Origin of the sequence: Robertkochia flava (assembly GCF_020166515.1) — a bacterium.
Classification (GTDB): Bacteria; Bacteroidota; Bacteroidia; order Flavobacteriales; family Flavobacteriaceae; genus Robertkochia; species Robertkochia flava.
The window spans coordinates 42770-61458 of the sequence record NZ_JAINZT010000002.1 but is presented as its reverse complement, the minus strand read 5'-3'; the positions used below and the strand labels follow the sequence as shown (position 1 = coordinate 61458).

General features: G+C 46.9%; 12 protein-coding genes. 1 reads left to right on the top strand and 11 read right to left on the bottom strand.

All coding sequences use genetic code 11. The features are described 5' to 3' along the window. Positions 1-209 precede the first annotated feature (209 nt). The 7 genes from K7R11_RS00785 to K7R11_RS00755 form a co-directional block, all read right to left on the bottom strand. A complete protein-coding gene (locus tag K7R11_RS00785; RefSeq protein ID WP_224487891.1) occupies positions 210-3464 on the bottom strand; it encodes a WD40/YVTN/BNR-like repeat-containing protein in 3255 nt (1084 codons plus the stop codon). 280 nt (positions 3465-3744) lie between these two features. Continuing rightward, positions 3745-4095: a hypothetical protein gene (locus K7R11_RS00780; RefSeq protein WP_224487889.1), complete on the bottom strand. Its 351-nt coding sequence runs from the start codon at positions 4093-4095 to the stop codon at positions 3745-3747. A gap of 4 nt (positions 4096-4099) precedes the next feature. Continuing rightward, positions 4100-6511 (bottom strand): penicillin acylase family protein, encoded by a 2412-nt coding sequence (locus tag K7R11_RS00775; RefSeq protein ID WP_224487887.1) that lies wholly within the window; start codon positions 6509-6511, stop codon positions 4100-4102. A gap of 248 nt (positions 6512-6759) precedes the next feature. Further along, entirely contained in the window at positions 6760-7875 is a 1116-nt protein-coding gene (locus K7R11_RS00770) for a DUF2914 domain-containing protein (RefSeq protein ID WP_224487884.1), read from the bottom strand. Positions 7876-8120: 245 nt separating this feature from the next. After that, positions 8121-10502, bottom strand: coding sequence for a DUF2309 domain-containing protein (locus K7R11_RS00765; RefSeq protein WP_224487883.1), 2382 nt, complete (start codon positions 10500-10502; stop codon positions 8121-8123). After that, on the bottom strand, positions 10499-11980 hold the full coding sequence (locus K7R11_RS00760) for a proton-conducting transporter transmembrane domain-containing protein (protein WP_224487881.1): 1482 nt from the start codon (positions 11978-11980) through the stop codon (positions 10499-10501). The genes K7R11_RS00765 and K7R11_RS00760 overlap by 4 nt, the downstream gene beginning before the upstream one ends. A gap of 80 nt (positions 11981-12060) precedes the next feature. Further along, positions 12061-12378 carry a hypothetical protein gene (locus K7R11_RS00755; RefSeq protein ID WP_224487879.1) on the bottom strand — a complete coding sequence of 106 codons (318 nt, stop codon included), beginning with the start codon at positions 12376-12378 and terminating at the stop codon, positions 12061-12063. Between the two features lie 568 nt (positions 12379-12946). Between K7R11_RS00755 and K7R11_RS00750 the strand changes: the two genes are divergently transcribed. Continuing rightward, entirely contained in the window at positions 12947-13642 is a 696-nt protein-coding gene (locus tag K7R11_RS00750) for a hypothetical protein (protein ID WP_224487878.1), read from the top strand. Between the two features lie 231 nt (positions 13643-13873). On the opposite strand, the gene trxA is transcribed toward K7R11_RS00750, so the two are convergent. From trxA to K7R11_RS00730, 4 genes are all read right to left on the bottom strand, one after another. After that, positions 13874-14236: a thioredoxin gene (gene trxA, locus K7R11_RS00745; RefSeq protein WP_224487877.1), complete on the bottom strand. Its 363-nt coding sequence runs from the start codon at positions 14234-14236 to the stop codon at positions 13874-13876. A 198-nt stretch (positions 14237-14434) separates the two neighbouring features. After that, positions 14435-14908, bottom strand: coding sequence for a cupin domain-containing protein (locus tag K7R11_RS00740; protein WP_224487876.1), 474 nt, complete (start codon positions 14906-14908; stop codon positions 14435-14437). 115 nt (positions 14909-15023) lie between these two features. Next, entirely contained in the window at positions 15024-16565 is a 1542-nt protein-coding gene (locus tag K7R11_RS00735) for an amidohydrolase family protein (protein ID WP_410528190.1), read from the bottom strand. 655 nt (positions 16566-17220) lie between these two features. Then, positions 17221-18627 (bottom strand): KAP family P-loop NTPase fold protein, encoded by a 1407-nt coding sequence (locus tag K7R11_RS00730; RefSeq protein WP_224487874.1) that lies wholly within the window; start codon positions 18625-18627, stop codon positions 17221-17223. Between the last annotated feature and the right edge of the window lie 62 nt (positions 18628-18689).

The following is an 18689-nucleotide window of genomic DNA, read 5'->3' as shown; positions in this document are numbered from 1 at the left end:
AAAACGGTTAGGATTGGTGTTAAATCTACTATAAATCAAAAGCAGGTCAAGGTTGTATATAAGTTATTTTTTTTTATGGGTGGTTCATTCTTTGCATTTGCAGGGTATCCCGGGGCAGCGTCTTTGGGGTAATTGGTTTCCGGAAGGGTTAAAAAAAAGCCGGCATTCGAGCCGGCTTTTTGAATAGGTTGGTCTAACCATTTGGTCTGTTAGTTCTTCAGAATCACAGGCGCATTGGCAGCTTTTAGCACAGCTTCAATAGCAGGCAGTGTTTCTGTGGAAAGGGTTTCCACCTCTGCCTTTAAGGCTGTAAGTTCTTCTTCTGCATAATTCAGATGCTGTTGGTGGAGTTCGGTCGGGCCGTAGGTAGTGCGCAACCCGTCTCTGGCAACACCCATATGGGTACCTATACCCGGAGCGGTTCGTTCGCCCACCTCATTCTTGGAAGCACTTCCTTCTGCCCGTCTTTCGATGGCATAGATCATATTATCAGCTTCTGCGAATTGGGAAGCAAGGGCTCCCGGTTCGAGATCGGAGTTAGCAGCAGAGGCTCTGTAGGCCTTCAGCAGATTTTTTGCGTCATTAAATTCGTTTTGCAGGGCGATGGATGCTCCCTGGACTTCATGATATTGCTTTCGGAAAGCGTTATAAGTGTCATAATCCACCCCTTGAAGCACCCCTTGATAAATGGGTTTTACTTCAAAGGATACCGGACCGTCCAGTAAGGTTACTTTTCCTGCATTTTCCAGGTACAGGCTGGCTGAGTAGGTTCCCGGGGTTACCATGGCCCCCCTTTGCCATCTTCCGGATTCCCGGTTGCTGTCGGGGTCTATCGGCAATGCATTGGCATGGGTGAGATCCCAGGCCAGGCGGTGACTCCCTTTGGAAGCCGATTTCTTGATATGTTTTATGATATTGCCTTGGGCATCCTTAATGGTAACCCATACCATCGGATCTGTTTCTGTCCTTTCCTGGTCCAGGGCATCCCATCCGGGAAAGGGAACGTCCTTATTCTCCTTATCCAGGTCCTTCTCCGCTTTCTTGCGTTCCGATTTGGAAGAGGTGTAGTCTCCGGAGAGATGGTAGGTAAATACGGCCCCGAAATCAGGGTTGGGCGCGAAGTAGTAATCGGCTCCCGTATTCCCTACGTTACTGCGTGGCACATACCATTTGGCGGTACGGGGGGCAAAAAGTTTCCCTTCTGCCTTGAGGTTGTCCGGGGTCATGTCTCGTAACGGACTGTAATTGTCAAGTACAAAGAACCCTCTTCCAAAAGAAGCAGCTACAAGATCGTTTTCCCTTTTCTGGATCACCAGGTCGCGGAACGCCATATTCGGGGTTCCTCCCAGTTTCTGCCAGTGCCCTCCCCCGTCAAGGGACGTGTATATCCCAAATTCGGTTGCGGTAAAGAACAGGTCTTTTTTAACGTGATCCTGCACCATTCTCCATACCAGGGTGCGTTCGGGAAGGTTAGCGACCATTGAGGTCCATGTTTTTCCCTTGTCGGTACTTTTAAACAGGTACGGGCTAAAATCTCCCTCCTTATGATTGTCAAGCGCCACATATACGGTGTTTTCATCAAACAGGTCCGCTTTGATATCGTTTACGAAACTGCGCCCGGGGATGCCCAGACGGGTCACGGGAATACTTCTCCAGTTCTGTCCTCCGTCTTCTGTTACCTGTATAAATCCGTCGTCTGTTCCGGCATAGATGAGGCCTTCCTTAACTGGGGATTCACTCAGGGAAGTAATGGTATTGTATTCCGACATGGCATTTACTTCCCATGGATTTTCAAAGGATTGCTGCCGACCCATAATGGGCAGGGCGAAACGCTCTTCGTTCCGGGTGAGGTCTTCAGAAATCGGTGTCCAGCTGTCTCCGCGGTTTTCAGACTTCCATACCCTGTAGGAAGCGAAATAAATTCGCGCAGGATCGTGCGGACTTACCAGGATAGGAGCATCCCAGTTAAAACGCTCATGGGGTTCCCCCGGGCGCGGTTGGGGCTGGATAGCCACTTGTTCCCCGGTGGTAAGGTCTACCCTGTGCAGACCACCCTGCTGGGTTTCTGCATAAATGATATTGTTGTAAACAGGGTCGGTTGCAGACTGGTGTCCGTCTGCAAACAGGGTCTTATACCAATGTTTGTTGGCGATTCCTTCCCGTTCATCTGTAGCTACCGGTCCTCCTGCAGACCCATTATCCTGGGTTCCCCCGAAGATGTGATAGAAGGGTTCTGCATTATTTACTGCAACTTTATAAAACTGAGTCAGCGGAAGGTTTTTAATATATCTCCAGTGTTCTGCCAGGTCAAAACTTTCATAGATCCCGGCATCGGTGCCAAGCATGATATAATCAGGTTCATCTTTTTTGAAGACAATGGCATGATTGTCGGAGTGTTTATCGGCTTCTTTGAGTTGGGTAAACGTTTTTCCTCCATCCTCAGAGGTCTGCACTCTTACATCCATCAGGTACAACCGGTCAAATTTATGCGGACTGGCATACAGCTCTTGGTAATAATGTGGCCCGGTTCCTCCCGAAACGGTATTTGACATCTTTTTCCAGGATGCCCCACGGTCTTCAGAGCGGTAGACAGCTCCTTTTTTCAGGTCGAGCTCTACAGCGGCATAAAGTACATCAGGTTGCTGTGGAGACTGGGCTATCCCGATCTTCCCTAAATTTGATTTTGGCAACCCATTGGTCAGGGCGGTCCAGGTGTTTCCTCCATCCGTAGACTTATGGATTCCCGAACCCGGGCCACCGCCCATGTAGGCGGCAACGGTGCGGTGCCGGTCCCAGGTTGCGGCATAAAGCAGCTGAGGGTCGCGCGGGTCCAGAATGAGATCCGTGGCTCCGGTCCATTCGTTATCACCCAGCACCTGAGTCCATGTTTCGCCTCCGTCCGAGGTTTTGTACACCCCGCGTTCACCACCCTTGCTCCAGAGCGGGCCCTGTACTGCCACCCATACTACATCGGAATTGTCGGGGTGTACGATGATTTCTGAAATGTGCTCAGAGTTTTTTAATCCCATATTCTTCCAGGTCTTCCCGCCATCTGCAGAGCGGTAGATACCATCGCCGAAACCTACATGGCGTCCGCCCACATTTTCTCCGGTGCCCACCCAAACGATCTCAGGATTGGAAGGGTCAAGGGTGATACATCCGGTCGAATACGAAGATTGACTGTCAAATAATGGGGTCCAGGTGGTACCGGCATTCTCAGTCTTCCATACGCCTCCCGAGCCTACGGCTACATACCATATGTTGTCGTTTTCCGGGTGAAATACGATGTCTGCAATTCTTCCTGAGAGAAACGCAGGTCCGATATTCCGCATTTTAAAAGCCCCCAGCGGCAGGCTCTTTTCATTTTCCTGTTCGTTGTCTGAACGCTTCTTTCGCTGGGCGTTCATGTCGGGCCCAAGCAATAAAAAACACAGGCTGAGTCCGGCAATTAAAAGTTTTTTCATAATCGATGGTAGTATTTTTACCCTATAAATGTAAGATTATTCTAGCTAATTATAAGGTGATTAACTGGCAAAGACTTATGCGATACTTATGATGACATACCCCTTTCCCAGTAAAATACCGGGAGGGCAGTATTTATCTTTGCGAGGTCCGGGAGTTCACTTGAGTGGGAGGGTAATAAAAAGGGATGCCGCTTAGGCATCCCCGTAAGTTTCAATTGTTATCGATAAACCAGGAGCATACCGCTCCTGTTCCTGTTCGCTAAAAGGAGGTATTTCCTGTTCAGGAAGTTACTACCGTTTTTAACTGTTTGCCCAGAAGACCGGCAAAAGCAGCTGCCAGGCCGCCTATCGTGGCCGTAACCAGGATAAGCAGGGTGGTGTTTCCATCCAGGGAAAATAAGTCGGCAATCTTACCGGCAAGGATAAAGTCATTGGCACTTCCCGCCATATAGGCCTGTATTCCCCAAAGTGAGAATATGGCCAGGTAGGGAACAAAAAAGGTGCTTCCTCCCTTTAGGGGTACCAGAAAAGAGACGATCAGTGCAGCCAGCATTACGCCCCACCATGGAGTGAAAAGTGTGATCACCCAGGCCAGGACAATGGTTAGTATAAGATTGAAAATGTTTTTCATGGTATTAGTTTGCTTTTAGGGTTTGGGTGGTAAAGGTATTTCCGGGCTCGTCACCGTAGGGCAGGAAATTCAGTTCAAGGTATTCTCCGGCCGCCCATTTGTCAATAAAATCATCGTAGTGTTTGCTTCCCGGGTTTCCGGACTGCCCGCCGGGATAAATGCCCAGAGCCTTCGGGTGTTCACCCATCTCCACGATCATCCGCCACGACGGGCCATGATCTTCAGAGGTGGCATTCACAATTCCGGAATTTCCTCCGATAGGAATATTAAACCTGGAGAAAGCCGGAAGGTCCTGCAGAAGGTGCCCTACGTACGTGGCCTTATAATCGCCCCAGTTATAATCTCCGTGTTCCTCCCTCCATTTTCCAAGCTTTTCTGCCGCCTTTTTAAAGGAGATCAGGAAGAGGTCTCCAGCAGATTCTTTCTCTTCGGTAGACAGGATATCCATAAAGGGATCTTCGGGATAATTCGTAACCATGTAAACCGTCTGGTAATTGAACGGTTTGTCTAATGCAAGGTCTTTCCTTTCGAACTCGTCCCAAAGCAGGTCGTAAAGTTCATCGTACCAGGCTTCAAAAACAGAGGGGCCTGCCTTGTCTATGTCATTGTAGAAATCCCAGGTACTCACCGCTTCAAAAAAGGATAATTCCTGCTGGCTGAGCGCCCCGGTTTCCATGTTTTTTGTCATTACAGGCAGTAATTCTGCAGCCATCAGGTTGTAATTGTTTCCGTGAAGGGCTTTAAAGTCTTCGATATCAAATTTCTCCTTGCTTCGGAAGAAGTTATTGATCACCCGGCTTCTGTAGGTGTCGTACCCATCGTTAAATACATAATAAGGGTAACTCTGGTCTACAGGATGCTGGTTGGCAGAACTGACGAAGCCGCGCTCCGGGTTTTTCACATGTGCATTGTGCTCCTGAGGAATAAATCCCTGCCATTCGTGCTCGGGTTTGCTTCCGTCCATAAGGAATTTGCCCTGCCCTTTCCATTTGTTGGGAAACCTGCCCTGTATCCAAAGGGCGATATCCCCCTCTCTGGAGGCAAAGATGAAATTCTGCGCCGGAGCCAGGAAGTGTTTCAGGGCAGCCTTGTAGTCGTCATAGTTCCTGGCGGCATTCAGCTCTAAGAGGGTGCGCTGGTTGTTTCCGCCTAAATGTCCTGTCCACTTCATGGCAAATCCTGCTTCTCCGCGGTTGCCCAGGAAGGTTTCATCATAGGTTACAGGGCCGTGGTGGGTGTAGTACACCGAATCGATAAAGGGTTCTTTATTTCTGATCCGGATCTCCTCCAGCCTTAGATCGGTCTTCTTCCAGGAGCCGTCATATTGATATTCCTGTTTGGTATGGTCCTTAAAGGTGATCTTATACCAGTCGCGAACGTCCCTGGTGGCATTAGTGACGCCCCAGGAAACATCTTCGTTAAACCCGATCACAATACCCAGCGCCCCGGGAAGGGTGGCGCCAAAAGTATTCTGTTCCGGCGTGGCCAGCTGCATCACATACCAGATGGAAGGCAGGTTGAGCCCTAAATGAGGGTCATTGGCAAGGATAGGGTTGCCGGAGTATGATTTTTCAGGACCCACGGCCCAGTTGTTACTTCCGTTATCGGGATGAGGCCTTTCCATGGTGTTGGCAAGTTGCTCAAGAACCAGGCTGTCTGCCGGAGCTTCCGGAATGGAAGCTGCCCAGGAACTCCAGTCTCTTTCCTTGGGAATTACGGGGTCTGTCTTGTCAAAATAATCAGGGAATAAAAGGTTAAACCGCGCACTCCCAAACAATTTCAGGGCATTCGAGTATTCAAAATCAGAATCCCTTCCGGCGAGCATATCGGTCATATACATGAGCAGAAGAGCGGTCTTTTTCTTTGTCCAGGGTTCTGGCTTATAGTCCAGCATTTTGTATTCTACTGGCAGTTCTGAAGCATCCAGTTGGGCGATATAGGCATTTACCCCATCCTTGTATGCCTCCAGGTACTCCTGGATCTCTGTATCTCCTGACATGGTTTCAAGGGCTTTTTCGGCTCCGTACACCATACCTTTTCTTCGTTGCCGTCGGTCATAGGTCAGTGCAGCTTCTCCAACGATCTCAGAAAGTCGCCCGGCAGAAGCCATGGTTTGAAATTCCATTTGCCAAAGTCGGTGTTGGGCAGTTACATACCCCTGGGCGAGGTACAGGTCTTTTTTGTTTTCCGCAAAAATATGCGGGATGAGATGCTCGTCATAGTGTACTTTCACGGGAGCCGAGAGGCCCTCCAGGGATAAGGTCTTTTGTGCTACCTCTGACCGTTCGTTTTGCCAGATACCCTGTGTTGGGCTCAGGAATTTTCCCAGTGGCGGGATCTGCCCGAATTTGGTGTTGAGGCCATAGAACACCCCGGCATTAATAGCCAGAAGCAGTAGTAATTTAAAGTATTTCATGAGTTAATGATATGATTCTGAAATTGATGTTCCATTCAATAGATTCGAAGGACAAATAATCTGCGCAAAAGATACTAATAAAGACCATGATCAGGAAAGGGAACCTGTGTATTTTGTTGGGGAGTCGGATATACAGGCAGTGCAGGAGGAAGTGTCTGAATGCCTGCTGTAGTCAGAGATATGATGGTACGGAGTAAAAAAAAAGAGGAATGCCCAGGCCAGGTGAAGCGTTCGCTCCTTCACATCTTTCAAAAGGTTTTCCGGGTTAACTGTTTAGGTGCAAGCCCGGGGTCAATGGTAATGTCAAATTTGGCAAAGCCAAGGATGTGGTCTTCGCTGGTGATCACCTCCACCTTCCAGTGGCCTTCCCAGACATTGGTTTTGAAGGTATATCCCCGGTAGCCGGCATCCCGTCCGCCGGTGATCTCAAAACTGATGTTCTCTACGATCTCCCATTTTTCCTTTTCCTCACTGTACCGGCTCCATTGGTGTATGATCGATTTCTTCAGGGCAGTTGGGGCGAAGACAGAGGAAAAAAAATACACCGGTTCTCCCGGCCTGATGATGATCTCTGACCGGTATTCCCTCCAGAAAATATTGGGAGCCGCTTGTTCATAGGTAACCACATAGGAGTTGTTTTCCTTGTGTACTTCATGTGCTACAATACCCTTTTCCAGGGCAAGTGGTACGGGGGGAATAAGTTTTAAAAAATAGAAAACGCAGATGGTGCCATAGATACACAGGATGAGGGGGATGAGTTTGCGCAGCTGCATTTCTGCCCTTGTACTGGGACTGATGTTGTATATGGAAATCGCGAGAATAAGGGTACACGTAAGGCTTACCCCACCGGAGATCAGAAATACTGTGGGATTCATTTCCTTTATAAAAACGGGGATCATAAAGGCGAAAAAGGTAAAACTGATAAAGGAGTAGATGGCAAATTGCAGGTATTTGTTGGAGATCCTTTTTTTCAGGAATTCATTGGCAAGGAAAAGTATAACCAGGATTATAAAGAAAGAAGCTGTTTTGCTCACGGAAACGCTTCGGGAAAAATAGATCACATAGGCGCTGGAAAGTCCTCCGAAGAAGAACTGTATAACCAGGGGGAGGTAATTTTCATATTTTTGAAAATGAGTGCCTTTCCACCGCCCGTCATCGACCAGGTTATACAGGTAGAGGGATAAGGTTAGCAGGGTCATATAGAGGCATAATACCACTACATCATATAACCGGTCTATCCTGCCCAGGGTGAGGGTGTCAAAAATAAATCCGCCGATAAAGAAGATGATGGGCGCGAATTTTTCATATCGCTTGTACCAACGGTGAAAACTGCTGCCTTTTAGCCCTGCCAGTAAATGATTCATTTCTGCACGTATTGCTTACAAGTTAGGATATTAATGGAAGGGAGCAGCTGAGAGGTCGGCTAATGGTTTAATTTTTCCCATGAATTTTTCATTTTCGGGAGTCGAAGTTGGCTCTACATCGCTTTTGCCTCCCGGAACCATGGCAAGTGGACGAAATGCAAAAACCCTCCCATGGGAAGCATAGGAGGGTTCTGGATAAATAAGGCAGCGGTTATGCTGCCTGTGTACTTCGCAGGAGCTTTTCCTTAAACCGATACGGCCTCTGTTGACACTGATCTTTTTGCCGGGGTCCTGACCTCGATGGGTTTTTCCTCAGGATGCCAGTTTAGGTTTCCTGTATACCTGAAGGCAGTGTATTCCCTGGTAGGGTCAGTTACCAGGAGATAGATCCATTCGTTATCCAGAAGGTTCTTCAGCTGTTCATTTCTCTGGAGGATGGAGGCCACCCGCTCTTTCGGAGCTTCGATGATAACCGAGAGTCTCAGCGGCTGATGGTACATTTCCTGATCAGACAGGCGCACCGATTGCAGGGGAAGTCCGCTTTTAAGGTCGCCCCCGTTACCTTGAACAACGCCAAACATTCCGGTGATGTTTTGTGTGATCTTGGATCCGCTTCCAAATTGTTCCGGGTCTACGGTAGAGAAGTAATAGTGGTTGTTGATCCATTGGGTAACCACCATTGGGCCCTGCATGATGCCCTCCAGGGCTTTCCCTTCCGTATCTGTCTCCCACTGGTAGGAGTGCAGGAAGCATCGTCCGTCCAGGTCGATATCTTTGGTTCGTGCCCGGGGTGCGATAATGAATCCTGCATTTTTTGCCAACCCCCATTCCGGACGGGTTTCTGCCCAGTTCCCGGCTTTGTCTTCTGCCGCCCTGGTACTTCTACTTTCCATTTCAAGTCGCTGAGCGGTGGCGGTATGCCTGGCTTTTTCCAGGTCTGTTCTAACCTGATCCAGTAAGTGCTTATGGGTGGCCGGCAGATCCTTGTCAAAAAGTTCAATGCGATCTGTGGTGGTATTGTGCTCGGCTCCCATGAACCAGGTGTTTTCCGGGATATGGATGCCGTGATTTTCCTCCAGGGCCTTTCTCACCTCTTTCATATTGGCAAGTTTGGCGAGCATCCGGGCATTATGCCTTCCCGGGCTGGCTGCACAAGCCCCACAGTCGAGACTCGATCCAAAAGGGTTGTTTGAGGTATGGCTGCCGTGTCCGGTGAAGATCACCAGGGGGGCAAACCTTTTCCATCCCATCAGGTCAAAGGCCGATTTAACGATGGCAACCCGTTCAGCCAGGGGAATGCCCTCCTTCAGGTTGTGTTCGTGACCTGTCTTGCTGATCTCAGGTTCGCAAAAGCGCTCATGCCCGTTCTCCTGTTTTTTCAGGGTGCGGTAGGAAGTTCCCGGGAAGAGGGTTCTGCCCAGTAAGGCCAGTCCGTAACTTACTCCTGATCCTTCTACGTAACCGAAGGTGGAAGGCAGCATATTTTTCATGCGCTTCTGGAAGTAGGTGAAGAAGCTGCTGATCTCATTCTGTTTCCGGAACCGCTCGTATTCATGCGCATGATCTTCAGCGTGGTTCTCTTTAACCTCGTATGCCGATCCTACGATAGGGGGGCAGGATTTTCGGCTTAACCCCGTTTTAGGATCGGCGTAATCCATAGCGATGCCAAAGAATCCGGCATACCCGAAGGTTTCATATTTCCCCGAAGCCTCGACATGTCTTCTTATCGCCTCAGATCGGGTGTCGATACAAAATACCAGCTGTGCATCAGGAATTTCCTGTGTGCTGTTTTTCCTGCCATCGGTATTCCCGGAAAGCGACCTCACCATTTCAGTCTGCCAGGTGCGTTCCCAGGCTTTCAGAAAGACATACCTTACTTTATCCAGGCCGGAAGGGGTGTCTTCCTCCGGATCGGCGGGAATTACCTGGGTTTTCAGGGCATGGGCGATGCAAAATCGCACTGCGAGGTAATCTTCCAGGGTAACCGGAGCATAGCGTTGCCATGAGGCGCCTGCTTCCATGCGGTACTTGATGTAACCTGTCCACCCTGGAAGTGCTGCCAGGTGTGCTATGATCAATTTCATCTGCGCTTCTTCCTCCAGGTCACCCAGGAATTGGATCAATGCCTCCGAAGCCGTTTTTGGCAATCCGTTTTTGCGAAGTTCCGAAAGTTCGTCGTCGTATATTGCCAGCGCGCGCCAGGCTTCATAAAACCCTTTTTCCTTTCCCGGCATGCTCCATTCGGCAAGTCCCTCATCCATAAAGGCAGAGAGCCATTTTACCGTGAGTCGGTCCAGTTGATGGGAGGTGTTTTCCACCACCCGGGCTTCCGATCTTTCCAGGAGCTCCAGGTAGTGCTTCGGCGTGGCGTCGAGAGCGTTTTCCAGAAGCATTTGTTGCAGTGTACTGCTGTTGATCTCTCCGTTTTGCAAAGCCTCCCTGTAGAAAGAAGCCTCGGGATATACCCGTGCATTCAGGATCTTTTTGGCTTGTCCGGCGGCCTTAAAGAAAGGCTGCTGTTCATACCCCGAAAGCGGATTGGAAGTAACAAAGCTATAAAGTGGCCATGTTTTTTGAACATAGGCCGAAGCCTTTTCGATGGTGGTCTTCAAACCCGGATGTATCATAAGGCAGTGTTTTTAAATTTTAGAACAGAATTTTTGAGCGGCTGGGTCAGGTTTAGGAGCTTTACGTACAGCCATGGATGATTTTGGTAGATCCCGAGTTTCATGATAAAGAAACCGATCAGGAATACCAGGCCGAAACCGATTTGTACAGGGGTGAGCTTTTGTGGAGCTACAGCCAAAGGCATGTCTGCCATAAATGCGGTGACTCCGTTATACACCAGGGCATACAAACCGATCCCACCAAAGAAAAGTACTACCGGAACGATCGTGCGGTATGCCAGAGGCAGGCTTTTCTGTTTTATAAAATTGTACGTTACCTGTCCCACCGCTATGGCTACGATCAGGGTAAGGAAGATCCCGCTGTTCACCTCCGAACCTTTTCCGGTAAAGAGAATAAAGAGCAGGGCTCCTGCGATACCGCTCAATAGGACGAATCCCGTTTGATGAGGCTTTATACGTATTTGTGGCGGCGTCTTCGGGTGGGTTTGCTCAATGCCCTCCCCGGCAGATAAGAACAGGTAGGCCTTGTAAAACCCATGCAGGATGAGGTGGGCCACCGCAGCGTTAAAGAAACCCAGCCCGCATTGCATGATCATAAATCCCATCTGGGCGATGGTAGAACAGGCCAGTCGCTGCTTTACAGTTACCTGAAGGAGTTTGGCAAATTGGGCAATAACAGCGGTAAGACCGCCCAGGATGAAGAGCAGGGTGAATACCTTGCCTTCCAGGACAAACGGTGCCAGAATCGCCAGTAATATACCCGCTCCGTTTACAAAACCTGCGTGCATGAGTCCGGAGGCCGGGGTGGGTGCGGTCATGCTGGAAAGTAGCCACCGGTGAAAAGGGAATATGGCCGATTGAATGATGGCTGCTGTTAGAATGAACAGGGCAGAGATCATCGCAATACCTGTGGGTAGGGCGGGCACGGCTTTCAGAAGGGTTTCCAGGGTGTATGCCTTCGCCTGAAATGCAGGGATGGCAAGACCAGCCGCTAAAAGGATGGAGCTGGCCATAAAATAACGTTGACTGGACCTTCCTGCAGCCCGGGCTTCTCCCCAGTGTGCATTGATGCCAATAAGTTTTGACATGTTAAGCCCCATTAGAAACCAGGATGCAACCAGTAACAGCAGGTGATTAGACACCAGTAGCAGCATTACCGTAGCTGTGAATCCAAGGGTTAGAACCATAAAACGTTTCTCGTAAAGAAATCCGTTGAGGTATCTCTTGGCATAGGTGCTTATCAGTGCTCCGAAAAAGGTAACGGTCATCCAGATCAACATGGTGAATCCGTTAACCCGGACCAGGTTATTCCAGGACCACTCCGGGAAATCAGGATAGAAATAGATAGAACATGCTGCAGTTAATGCGAACAGGCTCCATAATAGAATGGGAGTGAGGTTACTGATCAGCGGTGTCTGGCCCTGTGACCGTTTGGCGTGCATAGTACTCCGTGAATTCGCTTCGGAATTTTTAAACATGCTTTAAATTTTAGTGTTTTCGTATCGGTGTCAGCGTTTGTGGTGACTTTGCCGACTTTGGAAGGATAGGTGGCTGGGGATTATCGATTTATTTCGGTTACCGTGATCTCCAGAACCCCGTTGATCTTGATGGAATATTCAGCGTCTTCCAGGCCATTTATAAAGCTTTTCGCTTTTGCCTTTTCCGCCTTAAGTTCATCGATTCGGGTGTTCAGGTCTTCCGTTCCGCAGTCGTGGTTACTCTCCCAGCGTTGAAATTTCCTTACCTCGTGGAAGTTGATCTTCTGATCGATAAGAGCTCCGATGATCTCGCTGGCCTCCGAAGGGGTGAACTCTCCTTTGATAAGTTGAACCTCTTTCTGGGTTTCCATTACAGAACTTAAAACGTTTGTTTTCATAGCGCTTTGCTTTTAAGGGTTATTATTTACCGGTGCAAATATTGGAGATATTAATCATAAGTTTTTATTTAATTAAATTATAAAAAGCATAAAAAAAATTAATACAATGATTTTAGGTTTGCAATCTCACTTTTAACTGGTTGAAAATCAAAACCTCTAGAAACAGGGTGTTAATTCTGAGGGCAGTGCATTGTCTTTAAAAGTTTCATTGAGGTATTTTCAGGAAAATGGGAAAAATTGATCCATATCATGCATAGATGAAACAGGTAGAGGGGGAGGAATGTGTAAAAGGGGCTGGAAATCTCAGGAAGCCATGAATTTTCAGTGCCTGCTGCATGGAGATCCCGGAGAATAATGTGGCAGATGATGTTATCAGGGATGGAAATATAAGTCTGTTCAGGAAGATATGATGTGGTTTATTCATACGCCGGGATCTGGCGTAAATGGCGGGACGGCATGGTGTCGTAACTTCCTGATTATTTGAGGTTAGGGTGTATTTCGTCGAAAAATTGTTAGGAATTGGACTACAAAACATATATTTGTTCTTCATACTTAAACCCAAATACTCATGAAAACTCTAATAACCGTGCTAGGCTTGAGCCTGCTTTTATGTTCCTGCCAGGGCGATTCTGATCTTCAGGAGACGGAAGCGCTGACTTCAGCCGATGCCCGCTATATAGCAGAAGAAGATACTACTCCGGCCCAGACGGAGACTTCAGAAGAATCCGGAGATCAGGAAGGGGAAGAGGTAAGTTGTGAAACGCTTTTTGCAAGGGGAACCGACGAGGAATCCAGATGTTTTTCTCAGGATGGTTTTAGCCGATGGGGATGGACCCTTGGGCCCTTATCTGAAGGAGAATATACTTTTGAACTTTATGCCGGTGCAGGGCAATGTGACATTGAAAAGGGAACTCTTGTAGGGCATTTAACCCTGAATTACAGTGATGGAAGTGCTTCTGTTACCTATGAAATGCTGGAAGGCTTTACCCTGAGTGAAACCCACCTTTATATTGGTAGTGTCCCCTATCCGGAGGATAACAAAGGAGAGCCTACAGTGGCTCCGGGGGAGTATCCCGACCAGCACGAGCTTGATAATGCTTCCGGCGACAGTTTTCAAATAGACGGACTTTCCGGGGAGATCTATGTGATTGCACATGGGGTGTCCTGTTCCGGAGAGGGAAATGGCAGCGGAGATGGAAATACAACTGATGGAGAAGAAGAAACGAATCCGGTGGAATCAGATCCGAATTATACCCCGAGTTAATTTTAAAAAAAATAAGTTCTCATAGTTAAAAGCGACCGGATCTTTCCGGTCGCTTTTTTTATTGCAGTTACAGGTTGTTCCGATAGGGTGGTGATCTTCTGGTATTGTGAATGATACCTTGTCTTCGTTCAATCCTTTGAATTATGAAGTTCCGGTCTCTATTCAGGATGATCCGCAAAAAAAACCGGGCCAAAGAAGACCCGGTTTTCCTCGTTTGAATGCATTGACGATCTATGACACTGCGGTCTTTAGTTCTGTTGAAATGATCTCCTGCAGGGAATGTTTGGGCAATGCACCTGCATGCATCATAGGTGATTTGTCCATAGGAATGAACAACAGGCTGGGAATGCTTCGGATTCCAAAGGCGGCGGCAAGTTCCTGCTCTGCTTCGGTATCCAGCTTGTAGATTGTGATGTCCGGATTCTCGTTACTCAATTCCTCAAGTAGGGGAGCTACCATTTTACACGGCCCGCACCAATCGGCGTAAAAGTCGATGATGGCGGGTTTATCTCCCTTGTATTTCCATTCTTTTTCTATGGTGTAGTCAAAGATCTCCTCTTTGAATTTCTGAGTCGTAAGTTTAACTGTCGGCATAATATTTCAGTTTTATGCCACAAAAATACTTCAGACCCGGGACCCTGGCTGTAACACTTGTTACGGATCGGGAAAGCATCGTTGTGATAAGGAGCGCTTTCGACAAGAAAACAAGCTGTAGTTGCTTCCTTCTCTCTTTTTAGGATAAGCATGTGTTTGATCCCCGATCTATGGAAATATGTCTTTATTCCGGGGGGGTTAATTCTTCTTAAGTTCCCCGGCCACCTTATCGTAGTATTCCCGGGTAAGTTTCTCTGTCCAGACGGTGGGTTCGCTCCCGTAAACAGCGATATAGGATACCATGCTGTCGGCGCTTGAGGTATGCCAGTGCTCTGTGTTCTCCTCGCAACGGATCACATCTCCCTTTTTCATGATTATGGCTTCCTTACCTCTTTCCTGGTAATAGCCCTTACCCTCTACAACGATGATGATCTGCGGACTGCTGTGTTTATGCCAGTCCAGGGTTGCATTTGCAGCGAAGGTGGCCTGGGTGATGTTGTTCGGGAAAGCATTGTCGGCCTCAATCAGGAAGTTCAGCCAGGCATCTCCCTCATGATGGGTGTTGGGCGCCTTGACCCCTTCATCTGAATAGGATTTTATAGTATAGGCGGTATTTTGTGCAGTTAAAAATAAGGGTAGTATCAGGGACAGAAAACAGATCAGTCTTTTCATGTTACACGTTTTGTGATGCGTTGATAAACTTTGATATTAAATATAAGCAATCTACGGTCAACACCTATTTTCACTAACCACCTACCGTGCTGCGCACAGGCAGGTAAACTAACCACTAATTCCCTTTAACTCCTGGTTGGCGGATCTGGAAATCTTCTGTTTCCTTGGCTTTAGTTACCATTTCCTTTACATCTTCAAGTAGTTGTTTGGCGTCGTATACCACGCCATCCTTAATGGTGTATGTTACGCCGCCTACCCTAACGACCTCATTGTTCTCCGTGAGTTTGATCGCGCCCGTTCCGTAGAGCACTTTCAGGTTCACCAGCGGATTTTCCTCCACGATCACCAGGTCGGCTAATTTCCCGATGCTAACGGTCCCGATCTTATCGTCCATCTTCAGGGCTTCGGCTCCGCTCAGGGTAGCAGCCTTGATGATCTCCAGCGGATGAAATCCGGCCTCCCGCAGCAACTCCATTTCCCGGATATAGGCAAATCCGTAGAGTTGAAAAATAAATCCGGAATCGGAACCTACGGTCACCCTTCCGCCCCTATTCTTGTATTCATTGACGAAGGTCATCCACAGGTCGTAGTTCTTTTTCCAGGCCACCTCCTGCTCCGTGCCCCAGTAATGCCAGTAGGATCCGTGTGATACTTTGCTTGGCTGGTAGAATTTCCAGAGGGAAGGCAGGGTATAATCTTCATGCCACTCTGCCCTTCTCGCCCTTTGCAGGTCGCGACTGGCTTCGTAGATATTAAAGGTTGGGTCGAGGGTGAAATCGAGCGCGAGCAGTTCATTCATGACTTTATTCCAGTGGTCTGAATAGGGCGGAGCGGCCTGCTGCCAAAGTTTTCCCGCTTCTTCAAACCGGTGTTGCTCGTTCTGGTAGTTATAGTCTAAAGGGTAATCCTGTACCGTCCTGTCAGTAAACAAAGCTTCCGGCAGTCCATACCAGTGTTCCATACTGGTGAGGCCGGCACGGGCAGAGTGTAATACATTCCATCCGGCAACATTGAGCTGGGCATGATGGCAGGCTGATCCGAGTCCGAGGGCTTTGTTCTCCTCCAGGGCCGCTTGCATGATCTCAGGGGCAGCCCCGAAGAACTTTACTCCGTCGGCTCCCTTCTTTGCATTGTCGCGCACCCATGTCCTGGCCATCTCCGGCGTACTTATAGGGTCTTTACTGCCTTGTCCGAAAACCGTATAGGCGAATACCCTGGGGGCAATAATACTGTTCTTTTCGCTCTTCCTCTTCAGGTCCAGGGTCCAGTCGAGTCCCCTTCCTCCGGGTTCCCGTACCGTGGTAACCCCGTGGGCCATCCATAATTTAAAGACGTAGTCCCAATCGGCTCCCTGGGCTTCCCCACCGATATGCCCGTGCATATCCACAAAACCGGGTAACAGGTACATGCCTTCGCAGTCCAGCTCCTTGCCTCCCGGTTTAAGCTTCGGACGATTTTCAGGATCGATGGCGACCCCCGGATACCCCACATTGTGAATTCCGGTAATGGTGTTCTTTTCAATAACAATGTCGACAGGCCCCATGGGTGGAGCCCCATTGCCGTTGATCAGGGTGACACCACGGATGATGAGTTGGCTGAAGGGTCCCTGGTCGTGCAGGGATTCAGCAGATTGAGCATAAACGGCACAACAGAGCATAAGGCTCAGGAGAAAGGACAGGTATTTCTTCATATGAAAACTATTACATTCATCTTAAAATAGCACTCAATATACAGAAATATGAAGTAATAATTTTAACTGTCGAGGGTGAGATAAAAATGATCTTGATTTAAAGGGTTATTGAAGTCGTACCTCATCATGGAGTTGGCAGAAGGCATTCAGAAGATTGGCGGTCTTGAAGATTGGAAAAGACAGATCTCTTTCTCAAAAGTACCAAAACCAAAAAAGGCCAACTTTTTCAAGTCGGATTTTTGTTGAATAGCTGTGATAATATAATAGGCTAATTTGCCCGCGCGCCGTCTCGCCACCCTGTCTGCCGCAAGTCAGGTTCGCGAAAAACATCCACAGGATGTTTTTTTTTAACGCTCGGGGGTCCCTCTTGGGCTCTTCTCGCCCTTCTAGGGGTCGCAAATAAAAAAAGCCACACGATTGTGTGGCTTTTTCTTTGCTCCCCCTCTTGGGCTCGACTCCAGTCCCAGGAAGGTAATGTTTACAAGCTGTTTGACAACTTGCCAACTTTTAGGTGTCCGAATTGTATACCTTTTGATATAAAATTAAGAATTACTTTAAATGAAATTGTACAATTATATAATAATTTAAAAGAAATTTTAGTGTCATTGAATAGACTCTTACATTAGTTGTTTTTTAAATTTTCAGTTAATTCTACACGAGTAATCAACCAATCTAAACTTATAGTATCGATATTATAATCTCTATTAAGACTTAGGAAGATTGAATTGAATCTGTCCTGATTTAGCTTAAAACTTAAATTAACTACTTCTGAATTGGTTTCACTTTCAAAAGTGATCATACTCTTTGCACTTGACGGTTCTCTATAATTGCAATAGCTATAAACAAATCTGGCAACAGCAAATGTGATAGCATTTAACTCTTCGTCATCAATATTGTGCTTAAAAATTTGGTCAAATTTTTCTAACAATTCCTGCGCTGTAAAGACTTTACTAAGAATATCCTGATACAAGTGCTTTTGAAACGTTTTCAGGAAAAGGAGCAATATTAAAATCTCTGGAAAGGAATATTGATCTTCATGATAAGATTTAATTATGACTCTGAGTCTAGCAAATATTTTTTCATGAATTCTTAAAGAGCTTTTTAAACCAGAAAATAATGCTAAGTAAACGAGTTTAAAGTTCGTTATTTCATTTCTAAAGTTAGAATTACCAATTCTTTGATCATTGTAAAATTCATGAAAGGCATAGTAATCAAATAAGTAATCTGTGAAATCCTTTAGACTGGGTTTTGGTATTGAATATTCCAGATCAATAAAACGCCTTAGATATTCTTCAGAATTTATATTATTACTACCATATACACCACATATTGCATGTCCTAATTGGATTTTATCTAGAGATAAAACAAAAACAATCCCAGGAACGGAAAATAAATGCTTTATCTGTTCTAATACTTCAACTGAATAGGAAGGTCGACATCTATCCAATTCATCAATTATAAAGACTAATGGTTTTTCAGGGTCTACTTGGCAAATGAATTCTGCCAGATTATCCTTGAAATCTTGGATGCTTTTTTTTCTTGAGGTATATAGATCTATTTGATCCTTTAGTTCCTCAGTTCCGTATTCAGCCACTGCTTCTATTATTGCCTCTGCAGCTTCATCTCCAATAGCTCTTTTAGCAAGGTGTTTGGCAATTGCAGGAACAACTTTGGTTGAGAGAGTAACAGCCTTATTAAGGACTTTTTTGTAGGCTTCGACAGGTTTGTTTTTAATTTCTCCTAACTCAGATATTAAGGCAACTAAAACATCTTGTTCAAAATCGTTCTCCCAAGCGTTAAAATATAAAGTTTTAAAATCTTTATTTTTCAAATCTTGCTGCCACATTTTTACGAATGTAGTCTTTCCTTCTCCCCAAGGATTATTTATTGCAAAAACAAAGCCATCAGCAAAACTTGTAATGATTTCGGTTAAAACGTTTGCATATTGCTTTCTATTTAGTTTACAATTTGCGAATGGGTCAGCTCCTTCGGCCTGAGGTATTTCAATTTCATGATGTTTTAGCTTCATTCTAATATTCTTTGTTCTTTTTTACACATTTAAGTAAAAATAGAAAATGAGTTGAAAATTGT

Coding starts and splice junctions, on each gene's coding strand:
- K7R11_RS00755 (WP_224487879.1), bottom strand. CDS start 12,378: ATGAAAACAAACGTTTTAAGTTCTGTAATGGAAACCCAGAAAGAGGTT.
- K7R11_RS00735 (WP_410528190.1), bottom strand. CDS start 16,565: ATGCTCTGTTGTGCCGTTTATGCTCAATCTGCTGAATCCCTGCACGAC.
- K7R11_RS00740 (WP_224487876.1), bottom strand. CDS start 14,908: ATGAAAAGACTGATCTGTTTTCTGTCCCTGATACTACCCTTATTTTTA.
- K7R11_RS00760 (WP_224487881.1), bottom strand. CDS start 11,980: ATGTTTAAAAATTCCGAAGCGAATTCACGGAGTACTATGCACGCCAAA.
- trxA (WP_224487877.1), bottom strand. CDS start 14,236: ATGCCGACAGTTAAACTTACGACTCAGAAATTCAAAGAGGAGATCTTT.
- K7R11_RS00765 (WP_224487883.1), bottom strand. CDS start 10,502: ATGATACATCCGGGTTTGAAGACCACCATCGAAAAGGCTTCGGCCTAT.
- K7R11_RS00730 (WP_224487874.1), bottom strand. CDS start 18,627: ATGAAGCTAAAACATCATGAAATTGAAATACCTCAGGCCGAAGGAGCT.
- K7R11_RS00785 (WP_224487891.1), bottom strand. CDS start 3,464: ATGAAAAAACTTTTAATTGCCGGACTCAGCCTGTGTTTTTTATTGCTT.
- K7R11_RS00750 (WP_224487878.1), top strand. CDS start 12,947: ATGAAAACTCTAATAACCGTGCTAGGCTTGAGCCTGCTTTTATGTTCC.
- K7R11_RS00780 (WP_224487889.1), bottom strand. CDS start 4,095: ATGAAAAACATTTTCAATCTTATACTAACCATTGTCCTGGCCTGGGTG.
- K7R11_RS00775 (WP_224487887.1), bottom strand. CDS start 6,511: ATGAAATACTTTAAATTACTACTGCTTCTGGCTATTAATGCCGGGGTG.
- K7R11_RS00770 (WP_224487884.1), bottom strand. CDS start 7,875: ATGAATCATTTACTGGCAGGGCTAAAAGGCAGCAGTTTTCACCGTTGG.